Origin of the sequence: Pseudomonas quasicaspiana (assembly GCF_021147825.1) — a bacterium.
Lineage (GTDB): Bacteria > Pseudomonadota > Gammaproteobacteria > Pseudomonadales > Pseudomonadaceae > Aquipseudomonas > Aquipseudomonas quasicaspiana.
The window spans coordinates 17,851-40,162 of record NZ_JAGTPI010000005.1; the positions used below are offsets into that span (position 1 = coordinate 17,851).

Here is a 22,312-nt window from a genome sequence, read left to right on the forward strand (position 1 = left end):
GGAGCGAATTTATTCGCGAAAGCGGCGTGTCAGTCACACCGTCATTCGCGAATCAATTCGCTCCCACAACCGCTGCCAATCAATACGTTTTAACCTTCCAGCTTTTTCTTCAGCAGTTCATTGACCTGCTGCGGGTTGGCCTTGCCTTTCGAGACCTTCATGGCCTGACCGACGAAGAAGCCAAACATCTTGCCGCGTTTGGCTTCATCAGCAGCGCGGTACTGTTCGACCTGTTCGGCGTTGGCTGCGAGCATCTCGTCGAGCATTGACTCGATGGCACCGCTGTCAGTCACTTGCTTCAAGCCGCGTTTTTCGATGATCTCATCGGCGCTGCCTTCACCATTGGCCATTGCCTCGAAAACCATTTTCGCGATTTTGCCGGAAATGGTGTTGTCGGTGATGCGCTTGAGCATGCCGCCCAATTGCTCGGCACTGACCGGCGATTCTTCGATTTCCAGGCCTTGCTTGTTCAGCAGGCTGCCCAGCTCGACCATGACCCAGTTGGCGGCCAGCTTCGCGTCGCCGCTGATGCTGACCACTTGCTCGAAGTAGTCCGCCTGCTCGCGGCTGGAGGCCAGCACGCTAGCGTCATAGGCCGACAGGCTGAACTGACTCTGGAAGCGCTCGCGCTTCTGCGGAGGCAACTCCGGGAGCGTGGCGCGGGTTTCTTCGATGAATGAATCTTCGATCACTACTGGCAGCAGGTCCGGATCGGGGAAGTAACGGTAATCGTTGGCTTCCTCTTTGCTGCGCATGGCGCGGGTTTCGTCTTTGTTCGGGTCGTATAGACGGGTCTGTTGAATGACCTTGCCGCCATCTTCGATCAAGTCGATCTGACGCTGGATTTCGCTGTTGATCGCCTTCTCGATGAAGCGGAACGAGTTGACGTTCTTGATCTCGCAGCGCGTACCGAATTCAACCTGGCCCTTGGGACGGATCGAAACGTTACAGTCGCAACGCAGCGAGCCTTCCGCCATGTTGCCGTCGCAGATGCCCAGATAACGAACCAGTGCGTGCATGGCTTTAACGTAAGCCACTGCTTCCTTGGCCGAACGCATGTCCGGCTCGGAAACGATTTCCAGCAGCGGAGTGCCAGCGCGGTTCAGGTCGATACCGGTCATGCCGCTGAAGTCTTCGTGCAGGCTTTTGCCGGCGTCTTCTTCAAGGTGGGCGCGGGTGATGCCGACGCGTTTCACAGTGCCGTCTTCAAGGGTGATGTCCAGGTGGCCTTTGCCAACAATCGGCAATTCCATCTGGCTGATCTGATAGCCCTTGGGCAGGTCAGGGTAGAAGTAGTTTTTGCGGGCAAACACGTTGTGCTGGCCGATCTCGGCATCTACCGCCAGACCGAATTTGACAGCCATGCGCACGGCTTCTTTGTTGAGCACCGGCAAAACACCCGGCATGCCCAGATCAACCAGGCTGGCCTGCGTGTTGGGCTCGGAGCCAAACGCGATGGCGCTGCCAGAGAAAATCTTTGATTGGGTCGAAAGCTGGGTGTGAATCTCCAGCCCGATAACGACTTCCCATTGCATTGTGTTTTCTCCTTAGAAGCCGTCAGGCGTGCGCAGATGCCAATCGGTGACTTGCTGATATTGATGGGCAACGTTCAGCAGGCGGCCTTCCTGGAAATACGGGGCGAGCAATTGCACGCCTACCGGCAGCCCGTCGGCAAAGCCCGCAGGCATGGACAAGCCCGGCAGACCCGCGAGGTTGGCGGTGATGGTGTAGAAGTCTTCCAGATACTCGGCGACCGGATCGTTGGTCTTGGCGCCGATTTTCCAGGCCGGGTTAGGCGTGGTCGGCCCGAGGATCACATCGACTTCGGCAAAAGCGCTCATGAAATCGTTCTTGATCAGGCGACGGATTTTTTGCGCCTGCAAGTAGTAAGCGTCGTAGTAACCGGCGGACAGCGCGTAGGCACCCACCAGAATCCGGCGTTGTACTTCCGGGCCAAAGCCTTCGGCGCGGGAGCGCTCGTACAGGTCGGTGAGGTCTTTTGGCTCTTCGCAGCGATGGCCGAAACGCACGCCGTCAAAGCGCGACAGGTTGGAAGAGGCTTCAGCCGGAGCGATCACGTAATAAGCCGGGATGCCGTGTTGCAGGTTCGGCAGGCTGATTTCCTTGACCACGGCACCGAGCTTTTTCAGCTCTTCGACGCTGGCCATGACCATATCTGCAATGCGCGGATCGAGACCGGCACTGAAATACTCCTTTGGAAGACCGATGCGCAGTCCCTGCAGCGAGCCGTTGAGGCTGGCGCTGTAATCTGGAACGGGTTCGTCGATGCTGGTGGAGTCCAGTGGGTCGAAACCGGCCATGCCTTGCAGCAGCAGCGCACAGTCTTCAGCGCTGCGTGCCAACGGACCCGCCTGATCGAGGCTCGACGCATAAGCGATCATGCCCCAGCGGGAAACACGACCGTAGGTCGGTTTCAAGCCGGTCAGGTTGGTCAGTGCGGCCGGTTGGCGAATCGAGCCGCCGGTATCGGTGCCGGTGGCGGCAGGCAGCAGGCGCGCAGCTACTGCAGCAGCCGAACCCCCTGAGGAGCCGCCCGGCACATGGTCAAGATTCCACGGGTTTTTCACCGCGCCGTAGTGGCTGGACTCGTTGGCCGATCCCATGGCGAATTCGTCCATGTTGGTCTTGCCAAGGGTCACGGTGCCCGCTGCGGCCAGCTTGGCAACAACGGTGGCGTCATATGGCGCCTTGAAGTTATCGAGCATCTTCGACGCGCAGCTCGTACGGATACCTTGCGTGCAGAACAGGTCCTTGTGAGCCAGTGGTGCGCCCAACAATGGATTGTTTTCACCGGCAGCGCGACGTGCGTCAGCGGCCTGCGCCTGAGTGATGGCCAGGTCTTCGGTGAGGGTAATGAAGCTGTTGAGCTGTGGATCGAGCTGCGTGATACGCGCCAGCAGGACACGGGTCAATTCTTCGGAAGAAAACTTTTTATCGGCGAGTCCGCGGGCGATCTCGGCCAGAGTCATTTGATGCATTGAAGGCACATTCCCTTAGTCGATGACTTTTGGAACCAGATAAAGGCCGTCTTGGACCGCTGGTGCGATGGCTTGATAGGTATCCCGACGATTTCGCTCGGTAACCACATCTTCGCGCAGGCGTTGGGACGCTTCGAGGGGGTGGGCAAGGGGTTCAATACCGGTGGTATCGACCGCTTGCATCTGGTCAACCAGCCCAAGAATGCTATTAAGTGCTTCGGTAGTACGTGGGACATCGGCGTCATTCAGGCGAATTCGCGCCAGATGAGCGATCTTTTCCACGTCGGAGCGATCAAGCGCCATGGGGTTCTCCAGTGGAATGCCTACGGATTGGATCCGTGTGGTAGATTGAGGAACACTATCGCATTTCTACGGTCAGAAGGCCGCGAACGTCGAGGGTCGTGCTCGGAAAAACCGCTAATTTAGCATATTGGCTCCTTGCCCAAAATCCCTGTCGTTGTTAGAGTTTGCCGCACTTTTTTACCCACGCGTTCCCTAGGGTCCCTTTCCCATGTTCAAGAAACTGCGTGGCATGTTTTCCAGCGATCTGTCTATCGACCTGGGCACTGCCAACACCCTTATTTACGTGCGTGAGCGCGGCATCGTTCTGAATGAACCATCAGTTGTGGCCATTCGGACCCACGGAAACCAGAAAAGCGTCGTTGCTGTCGGGATGGAAGCCAAGCGCATGCTCGGCCGTACCCCAGGCAACATCGCCGCTATTCGCCCAATGAAAGACGGCGTTATCGCCGACTTCAGCGTTTGCGAAAAAATGCTGCAGTACTTCATCAACAAGGTTCACGAAAACAGCTTCCTGCAGCCAAGCCCTCGGGTGTTGATCTGCGTACCGTGCAAATCCACACAGGTTGAGCGACGCGCGATTCGCGAGTCGGCCCTGGGTGCTGGTGCCCGTGAAGTATTCCTGATCGAAGAGCCAATGGCTGCTGCCATCGGTGCCGGTCTGCCGGTCGAAGAAGCACGCGGTTCGATGGTTGTCGACATCGGTGGTGGTACTACTGAAATCGCTCTGATCTCGCTCAATGGCGTGGTTTATGCCGAATCCGTACGGGTTGGCGGCGACCGCTTCGACGAAGCGATCATCACCTACGTGCGTCGTAACTACGGCAGCCTGATCGGCGAATCCACCGCCGAGCGCATCAAGCAGGAAATCGGTACTGCCTACCCAGGTGGTGAAGTGCGTGAAGTCGACGTGCGTGGCCGTAACCTGGCTGAAGGCGTTCCACGTGCTTTCACCCTGAACTCCAACGAAGTGCTGGAAGCGTTGCAGGAATCTCTGGCAACTATCGTTCAGGCCGTGAAAAGCGCGCTGGAGCAGTCGCCTCCGGAACTGGCATCCGACATCGCCGAGCGTGGTCTGGTGTTGACCGGTGGTGGTGCCTTGCTGCGTGATCTGGACAAATTGCTGGCTCAGGAAACAGGTTTGCCGGTAATCGTTGCCGAAGATCCACTGACCTGCGTAGCGCGTGGTGGTGGCCGTGCGCTGGAAATGATGGATAAGCACACGATGGATCTGCTCTCCAGCGAGTAACTCGCCGGCAGGACCTATCATGCATCCTTATGTGTACAGGTAGCGATTTGGCTACCTGTATGCGTTAGGCTGACGCCAAAATATGGCGTTACTTTTTCTACCTGTTCAAGCCGGTTGCATATCTCATGAATAACAACAGCCGATTGAAATCCTGCTTCGGAGGAGCGGCCTATTAAACCGCTTTTCGCAAAAGGCCCCTCATTGGGCGTGCGCCTGTTGGTGCTGGTCGTTTTATCGGTGGCGCTGATGGTCGTTGATGCGCGGTTCACCGTGCTCAAGCCCGTGCGCAGCCAGATGTCGCTGGTACTGATGCAGTCGTACTGGATCGTCGATCTGCCGCAGCGTTTGATACAGGGTGTGGCCAGCCAGTTTGGCAGCCGTACCGAGCTCATCGCTGAAAACGAAAAACTCAAGACTGAAGCCTTGCTCCTTCAAGGGCGCCTGCAAAAGCTCGCGGCCCTGACCGAGCAGAACGTGCGCCTGCGCGAGTTGCTCAACTCGTCGGCACTGGTCAACGAGAAGGTTGAAGTGGCCGAACTGATCGGCATGGATCCCAATCCGTTTACCCATCGAATCATTATCAACAAAGGCGAGCGCGATGGCGTTGTCCTGGGTCAGCCAGTGCTCGACGCACGTGGCCTGATGGGGCAAGTGGTCGAGTTGATGCCTTACACCTCGCGTGTACTGCTGCTGACCGACACGACTCACAGCATTCCAGTGCAGGTCAACCGCAACGGGCTTCGTGCGATTGCCAGCGGCACGGGTAACCCGGAACGTCTAGAGCTGCGCCATGTCGCGGACACCGCTGACATCAAGGAAGGCGACCTGCTGGTCAGTTCCGGTCTGGGTCAGCGTTTTCCTGCCGGATATCCGGTCGCAACCGTTAAAGAAGTCATCCATGACTCCGGACAACCGTTTGCTATCGTTCGCGCCGTGCCGACAGCCGCATTGAACCGCAGCCGTTACCTGCTGCTGGTGTTCTCCGACGGCCGCTCGCCGGAAGAGCGCGCCGCCGATGCCGCACGTGCCCAGGAGTCCATCGAGAAAGGTGTTGATCCGGCAGCCGTCCCGGCGACTGTTCCTGTCAATAACGCAGCCGCTCCTGCCGGGACGACACACGCCGCGCCTGCCGCCCACGGTGCTGCTGCTCCGGCTGCTGCTCCGTCCGCCGCGCCAGCTGCAACACCTGCCGCAACGCCGGCCACGCCAGCACCCAAGCCCGCCAGCAAGCCGCCTGTAAAGCCTGCGGCGACCAAGCCACCGGCCACCGCGCCTGCCGCCACTCGGGAGAGAATCGATGGCTAGTCATGCCCCGGAACGTAACGGGTGGGTCGTGTGGTTCACTTTCGTCGTCGGTTTGCTGTTGAGCGTTTCGCCGCTGCCGCAGTTCATGGAAATTTTTCGTCCGCTCTGGCTGGCGCTGCTCGTGACCTTCTGGGCGCTGTATCTGCCCCATAAGGTCGGCATGACCACCGCATGGCTGTTGGGTCTGATGGAGGACGTATTGTACGGCACACTGCTGGGGCAGAACGCCCTGACGTTGTGTCTGATCACCTTCCTGGTGATGTCCCTGCAGCAGCGTTTGCGCATGTTCCCCATGTGGCAACAGTGTCTGATTCTGTTGGTTATCTATGGGCTGGCCCAGTTGGCCCAGCTCTGGCTCAGCGCTCTGACCGGCAATCGACAGCCGACACTGGCGTTGGTGTTGCCTGCTTTGGTCAGTGCGTTGTTATGGCCTTGGGTCAGCTATGGCCTGCGAGGCTTGAGCAAGCGTTTGAAAATCAACTGACGCAGCATGTAGCCCCGGGTAAGCATCTCTGGCTCGGGGCCGCATCACGATCTTTGACACGGAGATGTCCCAATGCCCCCGCTTTTTCTGGCCTCTGGCTCGCCGCGCCGTCGGGAATTACTGACCCAGATTGGCGTTCGCTTCACGGTGCTCAGCGCACAGATTGACGAAACTCCCCACAGCGAAGAAACCCCGACGGCCTATGTCGAGCGTCTTGCCCGTGGCAAAGCGCAAGCCGGATTGGCGTTGCTGACCGATGATCAGGGCTGCGTGTTGGGGGCTGACACTGCTGTGGTGCTCGACGGTCATATCCTCGGCAAGCCTCGGGATGAAGCGGATGCCCAGAGCATGCTGACGGCGTTGTCGGGGCGTGAACACGAGGTGTTGACGGCGATTGCGCTGGTCAGTCAACAGCGTTGCGAAACCCGCGTCGTCTCCAGTCGGGTGCGTTTTCGCTCGATCTCTACTGCAGAAATCCAGACTTACTGGGCCAGTGGCGAGCCTCAGGACAAGGCAGGCAGCTACGCTATTCAGGGCCTGGCGGCGATTTTCGTCGAGGGTTTGCACGGTAGTTATTCCGCAGTGGTGGGCTTGCCGCTATGCGAAACCGCAGAACTGCTGAGCCGTTTCGGCATACCCTGTTGGCAAGGCCAGGAAGGTGACAAGTCATGAGTGAAGAGATTCTGATCAACATCACGCCAATGGAATCACGCGTGGCAGTGGTGGAAAACGGTGTTCTGCAAGAGGTTCACGTCGAGCGGACCCAGCGTCGCGGCATCGTGGGCAACATTTATAAAGGCAAGGTTGTCAGGGTGTTGCCCGGCATGCAGGCCGCGTTCATTGATATCGGGCTGGACCGTGCAGCGTTCATTCACGCCTCGGAAATCTCCATGCGTGAAGGCTCTGCCGTCGAAACCATCAGCGCGTTGGTGCACGAAGGTCAGAGCCTCGTCGTTCAAGTCACGAAGGATCCGATTGGCAGCAAAGGCGCGCGACTAACGACGCAGCTGTCAATTCCTTCGCGCTATCTGGTGTACATGCCCAAGACGGCGCACGTCGGGATTTCTCTGAAGATCGAGGACGAGGGCGAGCGTGAGCGACTGAAAAAAGTGGTCAGCGATTGCGTTGCCCTCGAAGGCATCAAAGAGGTTGGCGGCTTTATCCTGCGTACTGCGGCCGAAGGTGCCGGGGCTGACGAAATCCTTATGGACATTCGTTATCTGCGCCGCCTCTGGGATCAGATCGGTGAGCAGATCAAGACCGTCAGCCCGCCCAATGTGATCTACGAAGATCTTGGTCTGGCGCTGCGCACGTTGCGTGATCTGGTCAGCCCGCGTATCGAGAAGATCCGCATCGACTCCCGGGAAACCTTCCAGAAAACCACGCAATTCGTGGCTGAGCTGATGCCTGAGATCGCTGACCGCCTGGAGCATTACCCTGGCGAGCGGCCTATCTTCGACCTCTACGGCGTTGAGGATGAGATCCAGAAGGCGCTTGAGCGCAAGGTTCCTCTCAAGTCCGGCGGCTATCTGGTGATCGATCCGGCCGAAGCAATGAGCACCATCGACGTCAACACTGGCGCCTTCGTCGGGCATCGCAACCTCGAAGAAACCATCTTCAAGACCAATCTGGAGGCGGCAACGGCCATTGCCCGTCAACTGCGCCTGCGTAATCTGGGCGGCATCATCATCATCGACTTCATTGACATGGAAGACGGTGAGCACCAGCGTCAGGTCCTGCGTACCCTGGAGAAACAACTGGAGCGCGATCACGCCAAGACCAACATCATCGGGATCACCGAGTTGGGGCTTGTGCAGATGACCCGCAAGCGAACCCGTGAAAGCCTTGAGCAGGTGCTGTGCGAGCCTTGTCATGCTTGCCAGGGGCGCGGCAAGCTGAAGACGCCGGAAACCGTCTGCTACGAGATATTCCGGGAAATTCTGCGTGAGGCCCGTGCCTATCAGGCGGTGGGCTACCGGGTACTGGCCAATCAGCGGGTTGTAGACCGCCTTCTGGACGAAGAGTCGGGTAATGTGGCGGAACTGGAAGCGTTCATCGGCCGCACTATTCGTTTTCAGGTAGAAACCATGTATTCACAGGAACAATACGACGTCGTGCTGCTCTGACAGTGCACCTTATAGATTGAATTGTTAACGGTGCCTCAGGGCCAGCGGCATGCATGCCGTCACAAGCAGAGAACTATGCGTGGTAAATGAGCTAACCCCTGGCAGTAGCTGCACCATTGAGTGGGGCCATTTCACGCAAGCCGATTGGCGCGCATACCGGTCCGGAGGCTCGCTGAAATGGGGCGTCTGACACGTTTGGCCTCGCTCCTGACGCGCTGGGGTCTGAGTCTCTGCGCATTGGTTCTGATCCTGGCGGCTCTGTATGTCAGCGTCGGTCGTGAGCTGACGCCACTGGTCGCGGGTTACCGTGTTGAAGTCCAGAGCAAGGCGCAGGCTGCAGTCGGCATGCCCTTGGCTATCGGCAGCCTTGAAGGCAGCTGGCGTGGCTTTTCACCGGTTTTCGTCGCCAACGATGTAATGGTCGGCGAGGGCGCAAACGCTGTGCGTCTTGATGAAGTGCGCGCAGAACCCGATCTCTGGGCCAGCTTGCTGGCATGGGATGTGCGACTTTCCCACGTCGAAGTCAACGGATTGCAGGTGATCCTCAAGGAGGATCAGGACGGTCATTGGGCGCTGCAAGGTTTGCCGGTCCAGGATGATAAAACGCTTGATCCCGAGCAGATTCTCAACCAGATGCAGGTTGTATCGCGCCTCTCTCTGCTCAACAGTCAGCTCACCCTGCAGCCTTTTGAGCAAGCACCGCTGACCCTGACTTATGTGAACATCAGTCTGGCGACGGGCAGCACCCATCAGCGTCTTGATGCGCGGTTGACACTCCCGGATGGTCAACCACTTGCCCTTAACGTTCGCTCGCGGATTCAGGCCAGCGCGTGGAAGGAGGGTGAAGCCGATATCTACCTGAGCCTGCCACAAAGCGACTGGGCGAAGTGGCTGCCCAAAACCCTGACCCGCGAATGGAAAGTATCGACCCTGAAGGCGGGTGGCGAGTTCTGGCTGAGCTGGGGCAAGGGCACTGTGCAAAGTGCTGTCGCACGCCTCAATGCGCCGACGCTGAAAGCGGCTTATGCCGAGCGAAAATCGTCGAAGATCGACAATCTGGCGCTCAACGCGTGGCTTGAACGAAACGATAGCGGCTTTGAAGTGAACCTTGGCTCTCTGGCCATGGACCTGAACGGCCAGCGCTGGGAAAGCCGCATTCAGCTTGAGCAGAAGATCGCCACCAGCGATCAGGAAGAAACCTGGCATGTTCAGGCTGACCGGCTTGATCTGACTCCGGTGACGCCTCTGTTGAAGTCTCTGGCTCCGTTGCCGGACACCTTCATGCAGGTCGTTGATAACCTCAAGGTGACGGGTGCACTGCGTAACGCACTGGTGGATTACCGCCCGCAAGCGGTGGGTGACAAGCGCCTGAGCTTCGCCGCCAATCTGGAAAGCATCGGGTTTAATGCTTATCACGGTGCTCCTGGGGCGGGAAATGTCAGCGGCGCGATCAGTGGTGATCTGGGGCAGGGTGAACTGCGCCTCGACAGCGACAACTTCATGCTGCACCTGTATCCGATTTTCAAAAACGAGTGGACCTATCCCAAAGCCAATGCTCGCCTGACCTGGCGTCTGGATGACGAGACTTTCACGCTGATCGCGCCCTACATCAAAGTGCTGGGCGACGAGGGCAAGATCGCTGCGGACTTCCTGATTCGACTGCATCTGGAGCATGAGCGGGCGGATGAGGACTACATGGACCTGCGCGTGGGCATGGTCGATGGCGACGGCAGTTACACCAGCAAGTATCTGCCGGCTGTCCTCAGCCCGGACCTGGACAAGTGGCTGCGTACGGCGATCATCGGCGGCAAGGTTGATCAGGGTTTCTTCCAGTACCAGGGGTCGCTGAGCAAGAACGCGGCTGACACCGCCCGGGTCATCAGTTTGTTTTTCAAGGTGCGTGACGCGACGCTGGACTTCGAACCCGGCTGGCCGCAGCTGACTGGCGTGGACGGCAAGGTGTATGTCGAGAACAGTGGCGTGCGTGTCAAAGCCAGCAAGGGCAAGCTGCTCAATACCGATATCAGCAAGGTACAGGTCAATATTCCCCACACTCCAGCCGGACAACCCAGCCATTTGCTGGTAGACGGCAACTTTTCCGGTCAACTGGCCGATGGCGTGAAGATTTTGCAGGAGGCGCCTATTGGTACTGCCAGTACCTTCGCGGGCTGGCAGGGCACGGGTCCGCTGGATGGCAAGCTGAAGCTGGATATCCCATTGGTCAAAGGGCAGGAGCCGAAAATCGCTGTGGACTTCAGCACCCAGGGCGCACGTTTGAAACTGGCTGACCCGGCGCTGGATCTGACCCAATTGAAAGGCGAGTTTCGCTTTGATAATGCCAAGGGGTTAAGTGGTAAGGGTGTTCAGGCGCAGGCGTTTGATCGCCCTGTCACTGCGGAAATCGCAGCGGAAGGCAAGCCCGGCGCCAATCTTACTCGTGTGGTTGCCAACGGTCAGGTCACGGTAAAACGTCTGACTGAATGGTTGGGCGTTACCCAGCCGTTACCTGTTTCTGGCGATATTCCGTATCAGCTGCAACTGACTCTGGGCGCAGATAGCTCGTTGCGGATCAACTCCAGCCTGAAAGGCGTAGCAGTGGATTTGCCCGCACCGTTCGGCAAGTCGGCTGAAAGTAGCCTGGACAGCGAATTCCGCATGACCCTTCAGGGCGCTGAACGGCGCTTTGGTTTTGCCTCCGGCAAGCTGGCCAATCTGGCTTACGCCGCGACACCGGACAAACTGGGCGACGGGCGTGGCGAGGTGTTTCTCGGCGACGGCGGCGCCATTGTCCCGGACGCCAAAGGCCTGCGTGTCAGAGGCTCACTTTCGGAACTCGATGTCGCGCCCTGGCAAGCAATGGTTAAACGTTACGCCGGTGATAATCCCGGTAGTAGCGCCAAGCAATTGGTCAATAACGTCGACCTGCAGATTGGCAAGCTGACCGCCATGGGCACCACGCTGGACAACGCCAGTGTTCAACTCAAACGCAACACCGACAACTGGGCGCTTTCGCTGGATAGCCAGCTTGCCAAGGGTACTGCGACGCTTCCTGACGTGAAGACCGCACCTATTGGTATTGACATGCTTTATGTCCGACTGCCTGCGCCTGATCCAGCCGCAGTAGTTGTAGAGAATGCACCAGACCCACTGGCCGATATCGATCCGAGCCAGATTCCGGCGCTTGATGTGAAGGTCACGCAGCTGTTTCAGGGCGAGCAGTTATTGGGCGCATGGGCCCTCAAGATTCGTCCTACGCCCACAGGTATTCGTCTGTCTGACATGGACCTGGGTCTCAAGGGCATACGTTTGAAAGGCGAGGGTGGCTGGGAAGGCACGCCGGGTTCAACCAGCAGTTGGTACCGGGGCAATGTTGAAGGCAAGAACCTCGGGGATATCCTCAAGGCATGGGGGTTTGCCCCAACGGTCACTGCCGAAAAACTCGAATTGAACGCCGATGGTCGTTGGCCCGGATCACCGGCCTGGGTGGCGCTCAAGCGTTTCTCCGGCAGCCTGGATGCCAAGCTTGAAAAAGGCCAGTTTGTCGAGGTGGAAGGCGGAGCACAGGCATTGCGAGTGTTTGGTCTGCTCAACTTCAACTCCATCGGCCGTCGTTTGCGTCTTGATTTCTCCGACTTGCTGGGCAAAGGGTTGAGCTACGATAGGGTTAAAGGCCTGCTGATCGCGAGCGATGGTGTTTATGTCACGCGCACGCCGATTACCCTGACCGGGCCTTCGAGCAATCTGGAGTTGAACGGGACGCTGGACATGGTCAAGGATCGAGTCGATGCCAAGCTGCTGGTGACGCTGCCGGTCACTAATAACCTTCCGATCGCTGCTTTGATTGTCGGTGCGCCCGCTATTGGCGGGGCGTTGTTCCTGGTCGATAAGCTGCTGGGCGATCGTGTCGCACGATTCGCCAGCGTTCAGTACAAGGTCGAAGGGCCCTGGAAAGAGCCAAAGATCACGTTCGACAAGCCGTTTGAAAAACCTCAATAGTTTGTCATGGAGTACAGTGGAAGCTATATGGGGTCCATCGCCCAGACGCCGCGAGACCCTGTAGGAACTGACGAGCACCGCGATGCCGCGATGGCGTTGTATCAGGTGAATCGCTATCGCGGCCTCGCGATGCTCGTCAGCTCCTACAGAAAAATGCATTCCAATTCAGAGGTTCGCGCGTTGTTTGAGGAGAGGCCGCCATGTCTTTTGCCGTGATTCAAATGGTTAGCCAGAGCGACGTGCCGGGCAATCTGACTCAGGCCCGGCGACTGCTGGAACAAGCTGCTGCTTCTGGAGCGCGCCTGGCGGTACTGCCGGAAAACTTTGCTGCCATGGGCCGTCGCGATGTCGCGGATATCGGCCGGGCGGAAGCTTTAGGCCAGGGGCCAATCCTGCCATGGTTGAAACTGGCCGCTCGCGACCTCAAGTTATGGATAGTTGCCGGAACCATACCTTTACCGCCGATTGATAATCCTGAAGGCAAGATTACCGCGTGTTCATTGTTGATTGATGAGCATGGCGAGCACGTGGCGCGTTACGACAAGCTGCACTTGTTTGATGTGGACGTGTCAGACAGTCGTGGACGTTATCGGGAATCCGACGACTATGCTCATGGCAGCAATGTGGTGGTTGCCGACACGCCAGTGGGGCGTCTCGGTTTGACCGTATGCTACGACTTGCGCTTCCCTGAGCTGTACACCGCTCTGCGAAAGGCAGGGGCTGAATTGATTACTGCGCCGTCGGCCTTTACCGCCGTTACCGGCGCAGCGCACTGGGACATTCTGATCCGTGCGCGAGCCATTGAAACCCAGTGCTATCTGCTGGCGGCCGCGCAGGGCGGAGTTCATCCGGGACCTCGGGAAACATATGGGCATGCAGCGATCGTCGACCCCTGGGGGCGAGTCCTGGCCGAACAGGCGCAGGGCGAGGCGGTGCTGCTGGCCGAACGGGACAACGAAGAACAGGCGTCCATCAGGGCGCGGATGCCGGTGTCCAGTCACCGGCGATTTTTTACGCAGGACGCCGTGCGGCCTGTGCAGACCTCGGAGTGAATATGAGCGACTTGTCCTCTGTCAGCGAACACCTTCTGGCACCTGGTGGCTTGAACCTCGACAGCCTTCAATCGGTGTTGGGCGAGCTGGCCGGTCCAGGCATTGATGCCGCTGACCTGTATTTCCAGGGGCAGATTTCTGAGTCCTGGTCGCTGGAAGACGGCATCGTCAAAGAGGGCAGCTTCAACCTCGATCAGGGAGTTGGCGTGCGTGCCCAATCGGGTGAGAAAACCGGTTTTGCCTACAGCAATGCAATCACTCACGAAGCCCTGACCACGGCAGCTCGCGCTGCGCGCTCGATTTCCCGCGCCGGTCAGAATGGCACCGTGCAGGCTTTCACTGCACAGGACGTGGCCCAGTTGTATGCGCCGGATAACCCACTGGAAGTGATGACCCGCGCGGAGAAAGTCGAACTGCTCAAGCGGGTTGACGTTGCCACCCGTGCACTGGATACGCGTATTCAGCAGGTCACGGTGAGCATGGCGGGCGTTTGGGAACGTATTCTCGTCGCTTCTACTGATGGCAGTCTGGCGGCCGATGTGCGCCCTCTGGTGCGTTTCAACGTCAGCGTCATCGTCGAGCAGAACGGCCGTCGCGAGCGTGGCGGTCATGGCGGCGGCGGGCGTACCGATTACCGTTATTTCCTCAGCGACGACCGCGCCATGGGTTATGCCCGTGAAGCGTTGCGTCAGGCGTTGGTCAACCTCGAAGCGATTCCTGCCCCGGCGGGCACGCTGCCCGTTGTTCTCGGCTCCGGCTGGTCCGGTGTCTTGCTGCACGAGGCGGTTGGTCACGGCCTGGAAGGCGATTTCAATCGCAAAGGCAGTTCGGCCTACAGTGGCCGTATGGGCGAGATGGTTGCTTCAAAGCTTTGCACCATTGTCGATGACGGCACCCTGGCTGGACGTCGCGGCTCGTTGAGCGTCGATGACGAAGGCACACCGACTGAATGCACGACCCTGATCGAAAACGGTGTGCTCAAGGGCTACATGCAGGACAAACTCAATGCACGCCTGATGGGCGTAGCGCGCACCGGTAATGGTCGTCGTGAGTCCTATGCGCACCTGCCGATGCCACGGATGACCAATACCTACATGTTGGGTGGGCAGAGCGATCCGCAGGAAATCATTGCGTCGGTCAAGCGCGGTATCTACTGCGCCAACCTGGGTGGCGGTCAGGTAGATATCACCAGCGGCAAGTTCGTTTTCTCCACCAGCGAAGCCTATTTGATCGAAGACGGCAAAATTACTGCGCCGGTCAAAGGTGCGACGTTGATCGGTAACGGCCCGGAGGCCATGAGCAAGGTGTCGATGGTCGGTAACGATCTGTCGCTGGACAGCGGTGTCGGTACCTGCGGCAAGGATGGTCAGTCGGTTCCGGTAGGTGTGGGTCAGCCGACCCTGAAGATCGATGCGATCACGGTAGGCGGCACGGGCGGTTGAGGGTGTGAGGCCGGGGCAGACTGATGAACAGTCCGCCCCATGGTCGAGTGTTAACGCAAACCGCGTTGTTTCTCGTCCAGCTCACGGATGTACTTGAAGATTTTCCGGCTCGACGCAGGCGCCTTGTTATGGGCCAGCTCGTGTTGGGCCTGACGGATCAGCGAACGCAGCTGCTGACGGTCCGCTTCCGGATATTCAGCAACGAACATTTCGAGCAGACCGTCATCACCGGCGATCAGTCGATCACGCCAGCGTTCCAGTCCGTGAAAACGTTCGTTGTATTGGCGAGTGGAGGCATCGAGTTGATCGAGAAGCACCAGAATGGCGTCCAGATCCTGATCGCGCATCAGCTTGCCGATGAACTGAATATGCCGTTTGCGTGCGATATGAGCCGTGTGCTTGGGCGCATCGGCCAAGGCTCTGCGCAGCGGATCGGTCAAAGGCAGCTTGTTCAGCAAATCAGGTTTGAGCGACACAAGACGCTCGCCAAGTTCAACCAGAGCATGCAGCTCGCGTTTGACCTGGGTTTTGCTTTTCTCCCCGTCGAGGGAGTCGTCGTAAGAATCAACCATGGGGGCAGTCCGCAAATAAACGCCGCCATGATAACCAGTCATGGGCCTCTTGTCCGGCCCGCTCGGTATTCGGCTCGTGCCGAAAGCAGAATTTGATGGAGAAAGTCATGAGTGCATCACAAAGCGTCGGCCCACAGGCCTTGCCCGCACTGCAGGAACAAGTCGAGCAAATCATTGCCGAAGCCAGGCGTCAGGGTGCCAGTGCCTGCGAAGTCGCTGTGTCGCTGGAGCAGGGCCTGTCGACCTCGGTTCGTCAGCGCGAAGTGGAAACCGTCGAATTCAATCGTGACCAGGGTTTCGGCATTACCTTGTACGTAGGCCAGCGTAAAGGCTCGGCCAGTACCTCAGCCAGTGGTGCTGATGCAGTTCGTGAGACTGTCGCCGCCGCGCTCGCCATCGCTAAACATACATCTGAGGATGAGGCGTCAGGCCTGGCTGACGCTGCGCTGATGGCCAGGGAACAGCAGGATTTTGACCTGTTTCATGCTTGGGATATCACGCCTGAACAGGCCATCGAGAAAGCCTTGATCTGCGAAGCAGCAGCTTTTGACGCCGATAGCCGGATCAAGAATGCCGACGGCACGACGCTTAATACCCACCAGGGCTGCCGCGTGTACGGCAACAGCCACGGCTTTATTGGCGGTTATGCCTCGACCCGCCACAGCCTGAGCTGCGTGATGATCGCTGAAGGCGATGGCCAGATGCAGCGCGATTACTGGTATGACGTGAGTCGCCAGGGTGAGTTGCTGGCTGATCCGCAGAGCATCGGTCGCAAAGCTGCCGAGCGTGCAGCCAGCCGCCTGGGCGCGCGTCCAGTGCCGACGTGCGAAGTGCCGGTGTTGTTTTCGGCCGAGCTGGCCGGTGGACTGTTCGGCAGTTTCCTCGGGGCAATTTCTGGCGGCAATCTTTATCGCAAGTCGTCGTTCCTCGAGGGCTCCATCGGTCAGCGACTGTTTCCTGAATGGCTGACCATTGACGAACGGCCGCACTTGATGCGCGCCATGGGCAGTTCGGCGTTCGACGGTGATGGTCTGGCAACGTATGCCAAACCGTTCGTCGAAAATGGCGAGTTGGTTTCTTACATTCTTAGCACCTACTCTGGCCGTAAGCTGGGCTTGCCAAGCACCGCAAACGCGGGCGGCGTGCATAACCTGTTCGTCACCCACGGGACTGAAGACCAGGCAGCGCTGATCCGCCGCATGGGCCGCGGGCTGCTGGTCACCGAGTTGATGGGCAGTGGCCTGAACATGGTGACCGGTGATTATTCCCGCGGCGCGGCCGGTTTCTGGGTCGAGAACGGCGAAATCCAGTTCGCGGTGCAGGAAGTGACCATCGCCGGCAACATGCGTGACATGTTCAAGCAAATCGTTGCCGTTGGCAGCGATCTCGAGCTACGCAGTAACATCCGCACGGGCTCTGTATTGATCGAGCGGATGACCGTCGCCGGTAGCTGATACAAAAGTTGTCCGCACCCACCTTTGTCTCTGTGGGAGCTGAGCTTGCTCGCGATAAGGCTGGATGCGATCTGAAGTGAACCGTGTCCAGCCTTATCGCGAGCAAGCTCAGCTCCCACAAAAAAACATGCCGTTCCGACGATTATTCTCCTCCCCCTCTAAATCCCTTCACCCTCTACGGTTGTTTTGATTCTCAATATCATTTAATAATGAATATCATTATCTGGATGAGCCGTGGTTATGGGTCCTGTCTTGCACGCACTTCCTGCACACCTGGAAAACTGGCGCGGGATGAGTTTTAGAATTCGTTGTGCCCTTGAGCCTGACGAACCACGGCTGATCGATCACTACCTCGCCGAAGGCCGGTATCTGGCGCGCTTCACCGCTACGCCTCAGCGAATGATTGCTGAAACCTCCTTCCGGCTGCTTATCGACACAGCTCGCGATACGGTTTTGCCCTGGCATTGGCGCTGTCTATGCGTCGATCAGGCCTGGCGTCCGCTGCGCGATCTCAAGGCCCTCATCAACTCCCCGGCCGACCAACAACGCTGGCAGGCCTACAGCTGGCAGTTGGCGACATGCCTGCTGCAGCCCTCGATCTCTCCTACTGAACTGGTGCAAGGAAATTCCGATGAGTAATACCCGTATCGAACGCGACAGCATGGGCGAATTGCAGGTCCCGGCCGAGGCCCTGTATGGCGCTCAGACCCAGCGTGCGGTGAATAACTTCCCTATCAGTAACCTGCGCATGCCAACGCAGTTCATCCGTGCACTATTGCTCGCCAAGGCTGCCGCCGCGCACGCGAACCTTGAGCTGGAGCAGATAACGGCCGCGCAGAGCGAAGCGATTGTCAGTGCCTGTCAGGAATTGCTGAGCGGCGATTACATGGCGCACTTTCCGGTGGACGTGTTTCAGACCGGTTCCGGCACCAGCACCAACATGAACGCCAACGAAGTCATCGCTACCATTGCCAGCCGCGTACTGGGCGACAAGGTCAACGCCAACGACCACGTGAATTGTGGCCAGAGCAGCAACGACATTATCCCGACCACTATTCACGTCAGTGCCGCCCTGGCGTTGCACGAGCAGCTATTACCGGCGTTGACCCATCTGGTCGACGTGATCGAGCGCAAGGCTGATGAGGTGCACCCCTTCATCAAGACCGGCCGCACACACTTGATGGACGCCATGCCTGTGCGCATGAGTCAGGTGCTGAACGGTTGGGCTCAGCAGATTCGCGCCAATATCGAACATCTCCAGGCCTTGCTGCCAAGCCTGCAGGCGTTGGCTCAGGGCGGCACCGCCGTGGGTACCGGAATCAATGCGCATCCGGAGTTTGCCAAGCGTTTCAGCAGTCATTTGAGCCGTTTGAGCAACGTGGCTTTTGTGCCCGGCAAGGATTTGTTTGCGTTGATCGGCTCCCAGGACACGGCCGTTGCTGTGTCTGGCCAGCTAAAGGGAACTGCGGTTTCGCTGATGAAAATCGCCAATGACCTGCGCTGGATGAATTCCGGTCCGCTGGCCGGGCTGGGAGAGATTGAACTGGAAGCTTTGCAGCCGGGTTCGTCGATCATGCCGGGCAAGGTTAACCCGGTGATCCCGGAAGCCACAGCCATGGTGGCGGCACAGGTCATTGGCAATGACGCGGCGATCACGGTCGCCGGGCAGTCAGGTAACTTCGAGTTGAACGTGATGCTGCCGATCATTGCGCAAAACCTGCTGAGCAGCATCGAGCTACTGGCCAACTCCAGCCGACTGCTGGCCAACAAGGCCATCGCGACCTTCAAGGTCAATGAAGCGAAGCTAAAGGAAGCCTTGTCGCGCAACCCGATTCTGGTCACTGCCCTGAACCCGATCATTGGTTACCAGAAGGCCGCCGAAATTGCCAAGACGGCCTACAAGCAGGGGCGTCCGATCATCGACGTCGCCCTTGAACACACCGACCTGCAGCGCAGCCAGCTGGAGGCATTGCTGGATCCGGAAAAACTCACTGCTGGCGGGATCTGACCCGTCGGCCATCGCTTGAGGAGTCGCGCCATGGAGCATTGGAAACGCACAATCGAAAAAGCCAATCGCTGTTTCAATCTCGGTGAGCTGGTTGACGCCCGCGAGTTGTATCTGCAGGCGCTGGCGCTGGCTCAGGTGTTGTTCGAGCGCTGGCCCAACCCTGATGAAGCGGTGGCCGCTTGCGTCATTTCCCATCACAACCTTGCCGACCTGCATTTGAGTCTGGGCCAGCCGGAGGAGAGCGCGGAGTACCTGTGCGCGATCCATCAGCACCTGTTGCGGGTCATGCAAGAGCAACGTCTGCCGCCAGCTTTGCGTCAGGCTGCGTTGCGCCATAGCAGCAAAACCTACGCCGAGCTGCTGAGTTTTATCAGCGAGCACGGTGAATACCCGCGCACCCATCGCCTGTTGAACAGTGGCGGCGAGCATTCGCGCTCGTCATTACAACGCAATGCCGCAGCCACTTCCGGCCTTTTCTACGGAGTACATTGATATGCCGTTTACTTTGCCTGCCTTGCCATACGCTTACGATGCCCTGGAACCGCACATCGATGCGCAGACCATGGAGATTCACTACAGCAAGCACCACCAGACTTACATCAATAACCTGAACGCGGCGGTTGAAGGTACTGAGTGGGCTGAGTGGCCAATCGAGAAGCTGGTGGCATCTGTCGCTCAACTCCCGGAGAAGCTGCGCCCTGCGGTCATCAACCAGGGTGGGGGGCACGCCAACCATTCGTTGTTCTGGGATGTCATGACCCCAACCGGTGGCGGCTCGCCTGACGGTGCACTGGCAAAAGCGATTGATGAGCAACTGGGTGGCTTCGAGCAATTCAAGGATGCTTTCACCAAGGCAGCACTGACACGTTTCGGCAGTGGCTGGGCCTGGCTGAGCGTGACCCCGGAGAAAAAACTGGTGGTTGAGAGCAGCGGTAACCAGGACAGTCCGCTTATGAACGGCAACACGCCAATTCTGGGGCTGGACGTCTGGGAGCACGCGTATTACCTGCGTTACCAGAACCGTCGCCCGGAATACATCAACGCGTTTTACAACGTCGTCAACTGGGCTGAAGTCGCTCGTCGTTACCAGGCCGCTCTGGTCTGATCTCCCAATAATCAGATCCAGGGCAGTTTATGCGCACGGAAATACTCACCGTCAGCAGCGGGCGGTTGTTTCGCCTGGCACTGGGATCGGTTCTGCTGTTGGCAGGTATGGCGCTTCTGGTCGCTCATGCGCTTGAGTGGCTGAATCTTGAACCGCGCCTGATGCGGGCACTTGAGGGCGGAGCGATTTGTGCTCTGGGCACCGCGTTAGGTGCCGTTCCCGTGCTGGTCATCAGGGGCATGCCTGCATCGGTGTCCGATGGTTTGCTCGGCTTCGGTGCAGGAGTGATGTTGGCGGCGACCGCGTTCTCCCTGATCGTGCCTGGCCTTGCGGCGGCTGAAAGCCTTGGATTTTCCCCGTGGGGTGCTGGCGGGCTTGTCAGCCTTGGTATTTTTCTCGGGGCTGTCGGCTTGTTTGTGGTTGACCATATCGTCTCCAAAGGTTCGCCTCTGAGCGGTGGAGAACTTCCTGCAATTGCGCCGCGGATCTGGTTGTTCGTCATCGCGATCATTGCCCACAACATCCCTGAAGGCATGGCTATTGGTGTGTCCGCTGGCGGCGGTTTGCCCGACGCGGACAGTCTCGCCATGGGCATCGCGATACAGGATGTGCCCGAGGGACTGGTCATTGCGTTGGTGCTGGCGGGGGCCGGGATGTCGCGCTTCAAGGCATTTCTGATCGGCGCTGCGTCAGGTCTGGTTGAGCCGGTTTTCGCACTGCTGTGCGCCTGGCTCGTAGCAATCGCCGAGTTGCTGTTGCCGCTAGGACTAGCATTTGCTGCCGGTGCCATGTTGCTGGTGGTTACTCAAGAGATCATCCCCGAATCACGTCGCAATGGGCACGACAAGGTCGCCAGCCTTGGCCTGATCGCGGGGTTCTGCCTGATGATGGTGATGGACACAGCCCTGGCTTGAAGGGTGGGCGAGGCGGCGAAGTGACATTCGCCTCCTGCCTACGTCTAAAACCACTTATAATCCATGGTTTTTACCCTTCGACGCGAGAATGTCCGTGAGCTTACCTGCCTGCCCGAAATGCAATTCCGAATACACCTACGAAGACGGTACTCAACTGATCTGCCCGGAATGCGCGCATGAATGGTCTGCCGACGGCAGCAGCGAAGCGGCTGATGACGTCAAAGTCATCAAGGATTCGGTAGGCAATACCCTGCAAGACGGCGATACCGTCACCGTCATCAAGGACCTCAAAGTCAAAGGCTCCTCGCTGGTCGTGAAGGTTGGCACCAAGGTGAAGAACATCCGTCTGGTGGATGGCGATCACGACATCGATTGCAAGATCGACGGCATTGGCGCGATGAAGCTGAAGTCGGAGTTTGTGAAGAAGGGGTAAGTGTTTCGAGTAAGCCCTGTTAATGATGAAGAGTCCGGACCCGAAAGGGACCGGATTTTTTTTAGGTGCCGTATAGATATACGAACAATTCCTACATGAATTACGGAGGTTTCTGTTAGCGTTCGCTGATATATTCCGTTGAGGTTATATTTTCACCGTTTCATAGTTCTTCTATGAATTGGGAAATTGAATACACAGATGAGTTTGAATGTTGGTGGGACGGTTTGGGGGAGGACGAACAGGCCAGTGTTGAATCAAGCGTCAGGCTGCTAGGGCAATTCGGTCCCTCTCTACGATTCCCACACAGCAGTGGGATCAGCGGGGCGCGTCTTGGCATTCTGAGAGAGCTTCGCGTTCAGCACGCCGGTCGGCCTTACCGGGTTCTTTATGCCTTTGATCCCAGGCGTTGCGCTTTATTGCTGATTGGTGGGGACAAAACCGGGCAGAACCGCTGGTACGATGAGCATGTGCCTTTAGCTGAGCGTCTTTACCGCGAGCACCTTGAAACATTGCGTACAGAGGGTCTTACAGATGGCTAAAAAATTCTCCGAACTGCAAGCGCGTATGTCGCCTGAGTCCCGGGCCGCTGCTGATCGGTTGTATCAAGAGCACCTGGAGCAAATGCCGCTTCACGAATTGCGTCAAGCAAAAGCCTTGAGCCAAGCGACTCTAGCCAAGACTTTGCACGTCAATCAGGCGGCTATTTCGAAAATGGAACGTCGTACGGATATGTACATCAGCACTTTGCGCAATTACATCCGTGCGATGGGCGGAGAGTTGGAGATTGTCGCTACTTTCCCGGATGGGCAGGTCAAGATCGAAAATTTCGCGAGTTGAGGGCGTTAGTGTAAAAGGCTGTGGCGCGCCGAGTTC

The 22,312-nt window shown here is 58.1% G+C and carries 21 protein-coding genes; 17 read left to right on the plus strand and 4 right to left on the minus strand.

Going from position 1 to position 22,312, the window contains the following annotated elements; all coding sequences use genetic code 11:
- Positions 1-89 precede the first annotated feature (89 nt).
- Genes gatB through gatC form a run of 3 tightly spaced genes read right to left on the minus strand, consistent with a single transcriptional unit; the run spans position 90 to position 3,302 of the window.
- Positions 90-1,535: an Asp-tRNA(Asn)/Glu-tRNA(Gln) amidotransferase subunit GatB gene (gene gatB / locus KDX30_RS05110; RefSeq protein ID WP_027902214.1), complete on the minus strand. Its 1,446-nt coding sequence runs from the start codon at positions 1,533-1,535 to the stop codon at positions 90-92.
- A 12-nt stretch (positions 1,536-1,547) separates the two neighbouring features.
- Positions 1,548-2,999, minus strand: a complete 1,452-nt coding sequence (gatA, locus tag KDX30_RS05115; protein WP_027902215.1) for an Asp-tRNA(Asn)/Glu-tRNA(Gln) amidotransferase subunit GatA — start codon at positions 2,997-2,999, stop codon at positions 1,548-1,550.
- Positions 3,000-3,014: 15 nt separating this feature from the next.
- Positions 3,015-3,302 (minus strand): Asp-tRNA(Asn)/Glu-tRNA(Gln) amidotransferase subunit GatC, encoded by a 288-nt coding sequence (gene gatC / locus KDX30_RS05120; RefSeq protein ID WP_027902216.1) that lies wholly within the window; start codon positions 3,300-3,302, stop codon positions 3,015-3,017.
- Positions 3,303-3,510: 208 nt separating this feature from the next.
- Between gatC and mreB the strand changes: the two genes are divergently transcribed.
- From mreB to tldD, 8 genes are all read left to right on the plus strand, one after another.
- A complete protein-coding gene (mreB, locus tag KDX30_RS05125; protein WP_020292894.1) occupies positions 3,511-4,548 on the plus strand; it encodes a rod shape-determining protein MreB in 1,038 nt (345 codons plus the stop codon).
- A 219-nt stretch (positions 4,549-4,767) separates the two neighbouring features.
- Positions 4,768-5,853, plus strand: a complete 1,086-nt coding sequence (gene mreC / locus KDX30_RS05130) for a rod shape-determining protein MreC (protein ID WP_231675241.1) — start codon at positions 4,768-4,770, stop codon at positions 5,851-5,853.
- Positions 5,846-6,337 (plus strand): rod shape-determining protein MreD, encoded by a 492-nt coding sequence (gene mreD / locus KDX30_RS05135; protein ID WP_027902218.1) that lies wholly within the window; start codon positions 5,846-5,848, stop codon positions 6,335-6,337. Before mreC ends, mreD begins: the two co-directional genes overlap by 8 nt.
- Positions 6,338-6,409: 72 nt before the next feature.
- Positions 6,410-7,009, plus strand: coding sequence for a Maf family protein (locus tag KDX30_RS05140; RefSeq protein WP_099270971.1), 600 nt, complete (start codon positions 6,410-6,412; stop codon positions 7,007-7,009).
- The gene (rng, locus tag KDX30_RS05145; RefSeq protein WP_027902220.1) at positions 7,006-8,463 is read left to right on the plus strand and encodes a ribonuclease G; all 1,458 of its coding nucleotides are present in this window, start codon (positions 7,006-7,008) and stop codon (positions 8,461-8,463) included. The genes KDX30_RS05140 and rng overlap by 4 nt, the downstream gene beginning before the upstream one ends.
- Before the next feature lie 177 nt (positions 8,464-8,640).
- On the plus strand, positions 8,641-12,459 hold the full coding sequence (locus tag KDX30_RS05150; protein WP_231675182.1) for a YhdP family protein: 3,819 nt from the start codon (positions 8,641-8,643) through the stop codon (positions 12,457-12,459).
- Positions 12,460-12,659: 200 nt separating this feature from the next.
- Entirely contained in the window at positions 12,660-13,511 is an 852-nt protein-coding gene (locus KDX30_RS05155) for a carbon-nitrogen hydrolase family protein (RefSeq protein WP_027898156.1), read from the plus strand.
- A gap of 2 nt (positions 13,512-13,513) precedes the next feature.
- A complete protein-coding gene (tldD, locus tag KDX30_RS05160) occupies positions 13,514-14,953 on the plus strand; it encodes a metalloprotease TldD (protein ID WP_027898155.1) in 1,440 nt (479 codons plus the stop codon).
- 50 nt (positions 14,954-15,003) lie between these two features.
- On the opposite strand, the gene yjgA is transcribed toward tldD, so the two are convergent.
- Positions 15,004-15,525 carry a ribosome biogenesis factor YjgA gene (gene yjgA, locus KDX30_RS05165; protein WP_027898154.1) on the minus strand — a complete coding sequence of 174 codons (522 nt, stop codon included), beginning with the start codon at positions 15,523-15,525 and terminating at the stop codon, positions 15,004-15,006.
- Positions 15,526-15,632: 107 nt separating this feature from the next.
- On the opposite strand from yjgA, the gene pmbA reads away from it, so the two are divergent.
- The 9 genes from pmbA to KDX30_RS05210 all read left to right on the plus strand — a co-directional run bounded on the left by pmbA (position 15,633) and on the right by KDX30_RS05210 (position 22,276).
- Positions 15,633-16,979, plus strand: coding sequence for a metalloprotease PmbA (pmbA, locus tag KDX30_RS05170; protein WP_231675183.1), 1,347 nt, complete (start codon positions 15,633-15,635; stop codon positions 16,977-16,979).
- A 240-nt stretch (positions 16,980-17,219) separates the two neighbouring features.
- A complete protein-coding gene (locus KDX30_RS05175; protein ID WP_027897853.1) occupies positions 17,220-17,618 on the plus strand; it encodes a hypothetical protein in 399 nt (132 codons plus the stop codon).
- A complete protein-coding gene (locus tag KDX30_RS05180; RefSeq protein ID WP_099270967.1) occupies positions 17,611-18,987 on the plus strand; it encodes a class II fumarate hydratase in 1,377 nt (458 codons plus the stop codon). The genes KDX30_RS05175 and KDX30_RS05180 overlap by 8 nt, the downstream gene beginning before the upstream one ends.
- Before the next feature lie 30 nt (positions 18,988-19,017).
- Complete coding sequence (locus tag KDX30_RS05185; protein ID WP_122662810.1) at positions 19,018-19,479, plus strand: hypothetical protein; 462 nt, start codon at positions 19,018-19,020, stop codon at positions 19,477-19,479.
- Position 19,480: 1 nt separating this feature from the next.
- Positions 19,481-20,092: a superoxide dismutase gene (locus KDX30_RS05190; RefSeq protein ID WP_027897850.1), complete on the plus strand. Its 612-nt coding sequence runs from the start codon at positions 19,481-19,483 to the stop codon at positions 20,090-20,092.
- Between the two features lie 29 nt (positions 20,093-20,121).
- Entirely contained in the window at positions 20,122-21,006 is an 885-nt protein-coding gene (locus tag KDX30_RS05195; RefSeq protein WP_122708233.1) for a ZIP family metal transporter, read from the plus strand.
- An 88-nt stretch (positions 21,007-21,094) separates the two neighbouring features.
- Positions 21,095-21,439, plus strand: coding sequence for a zinc ribbon domain-containing protein YjdM (locus tag KDX30_RS05200; protein WP_027897848.1), 345 nt, complete (start codon positions 21,095-21,097; stop codon positions 21,437-21,439).
- A 173-nt stretch (positions 21,440-21,612) separates the two neighbouring features.
- On the plus strand, positions 21,613-21,978 hold the full coding sequence (locus tag KDX30_RS05205; RefSeq protein WP_231675184.1) for a type II toxin-antitoxin system RelE/ParE family toxin: 366 nt from the start codon (positions 21,613-21,615) through the stop codon (positions 21,976-21,978).
- Complete coding sequence (locus KDX30_RS05210) at positions 21,971-22,276, plus strand: XRE family transcriptional regulator (protein WP_122394940.1); 306 nt, start codon at positions 21,971-21,973, stop codon at positions 22,274-22,276. Before KDX30_RS05205 ends, KDX30_RS05210 begins: the two co-directional genes overlap by 8 nt.
- Positions 22,277-22,312 lie beyond the last annotated feature (36 nt).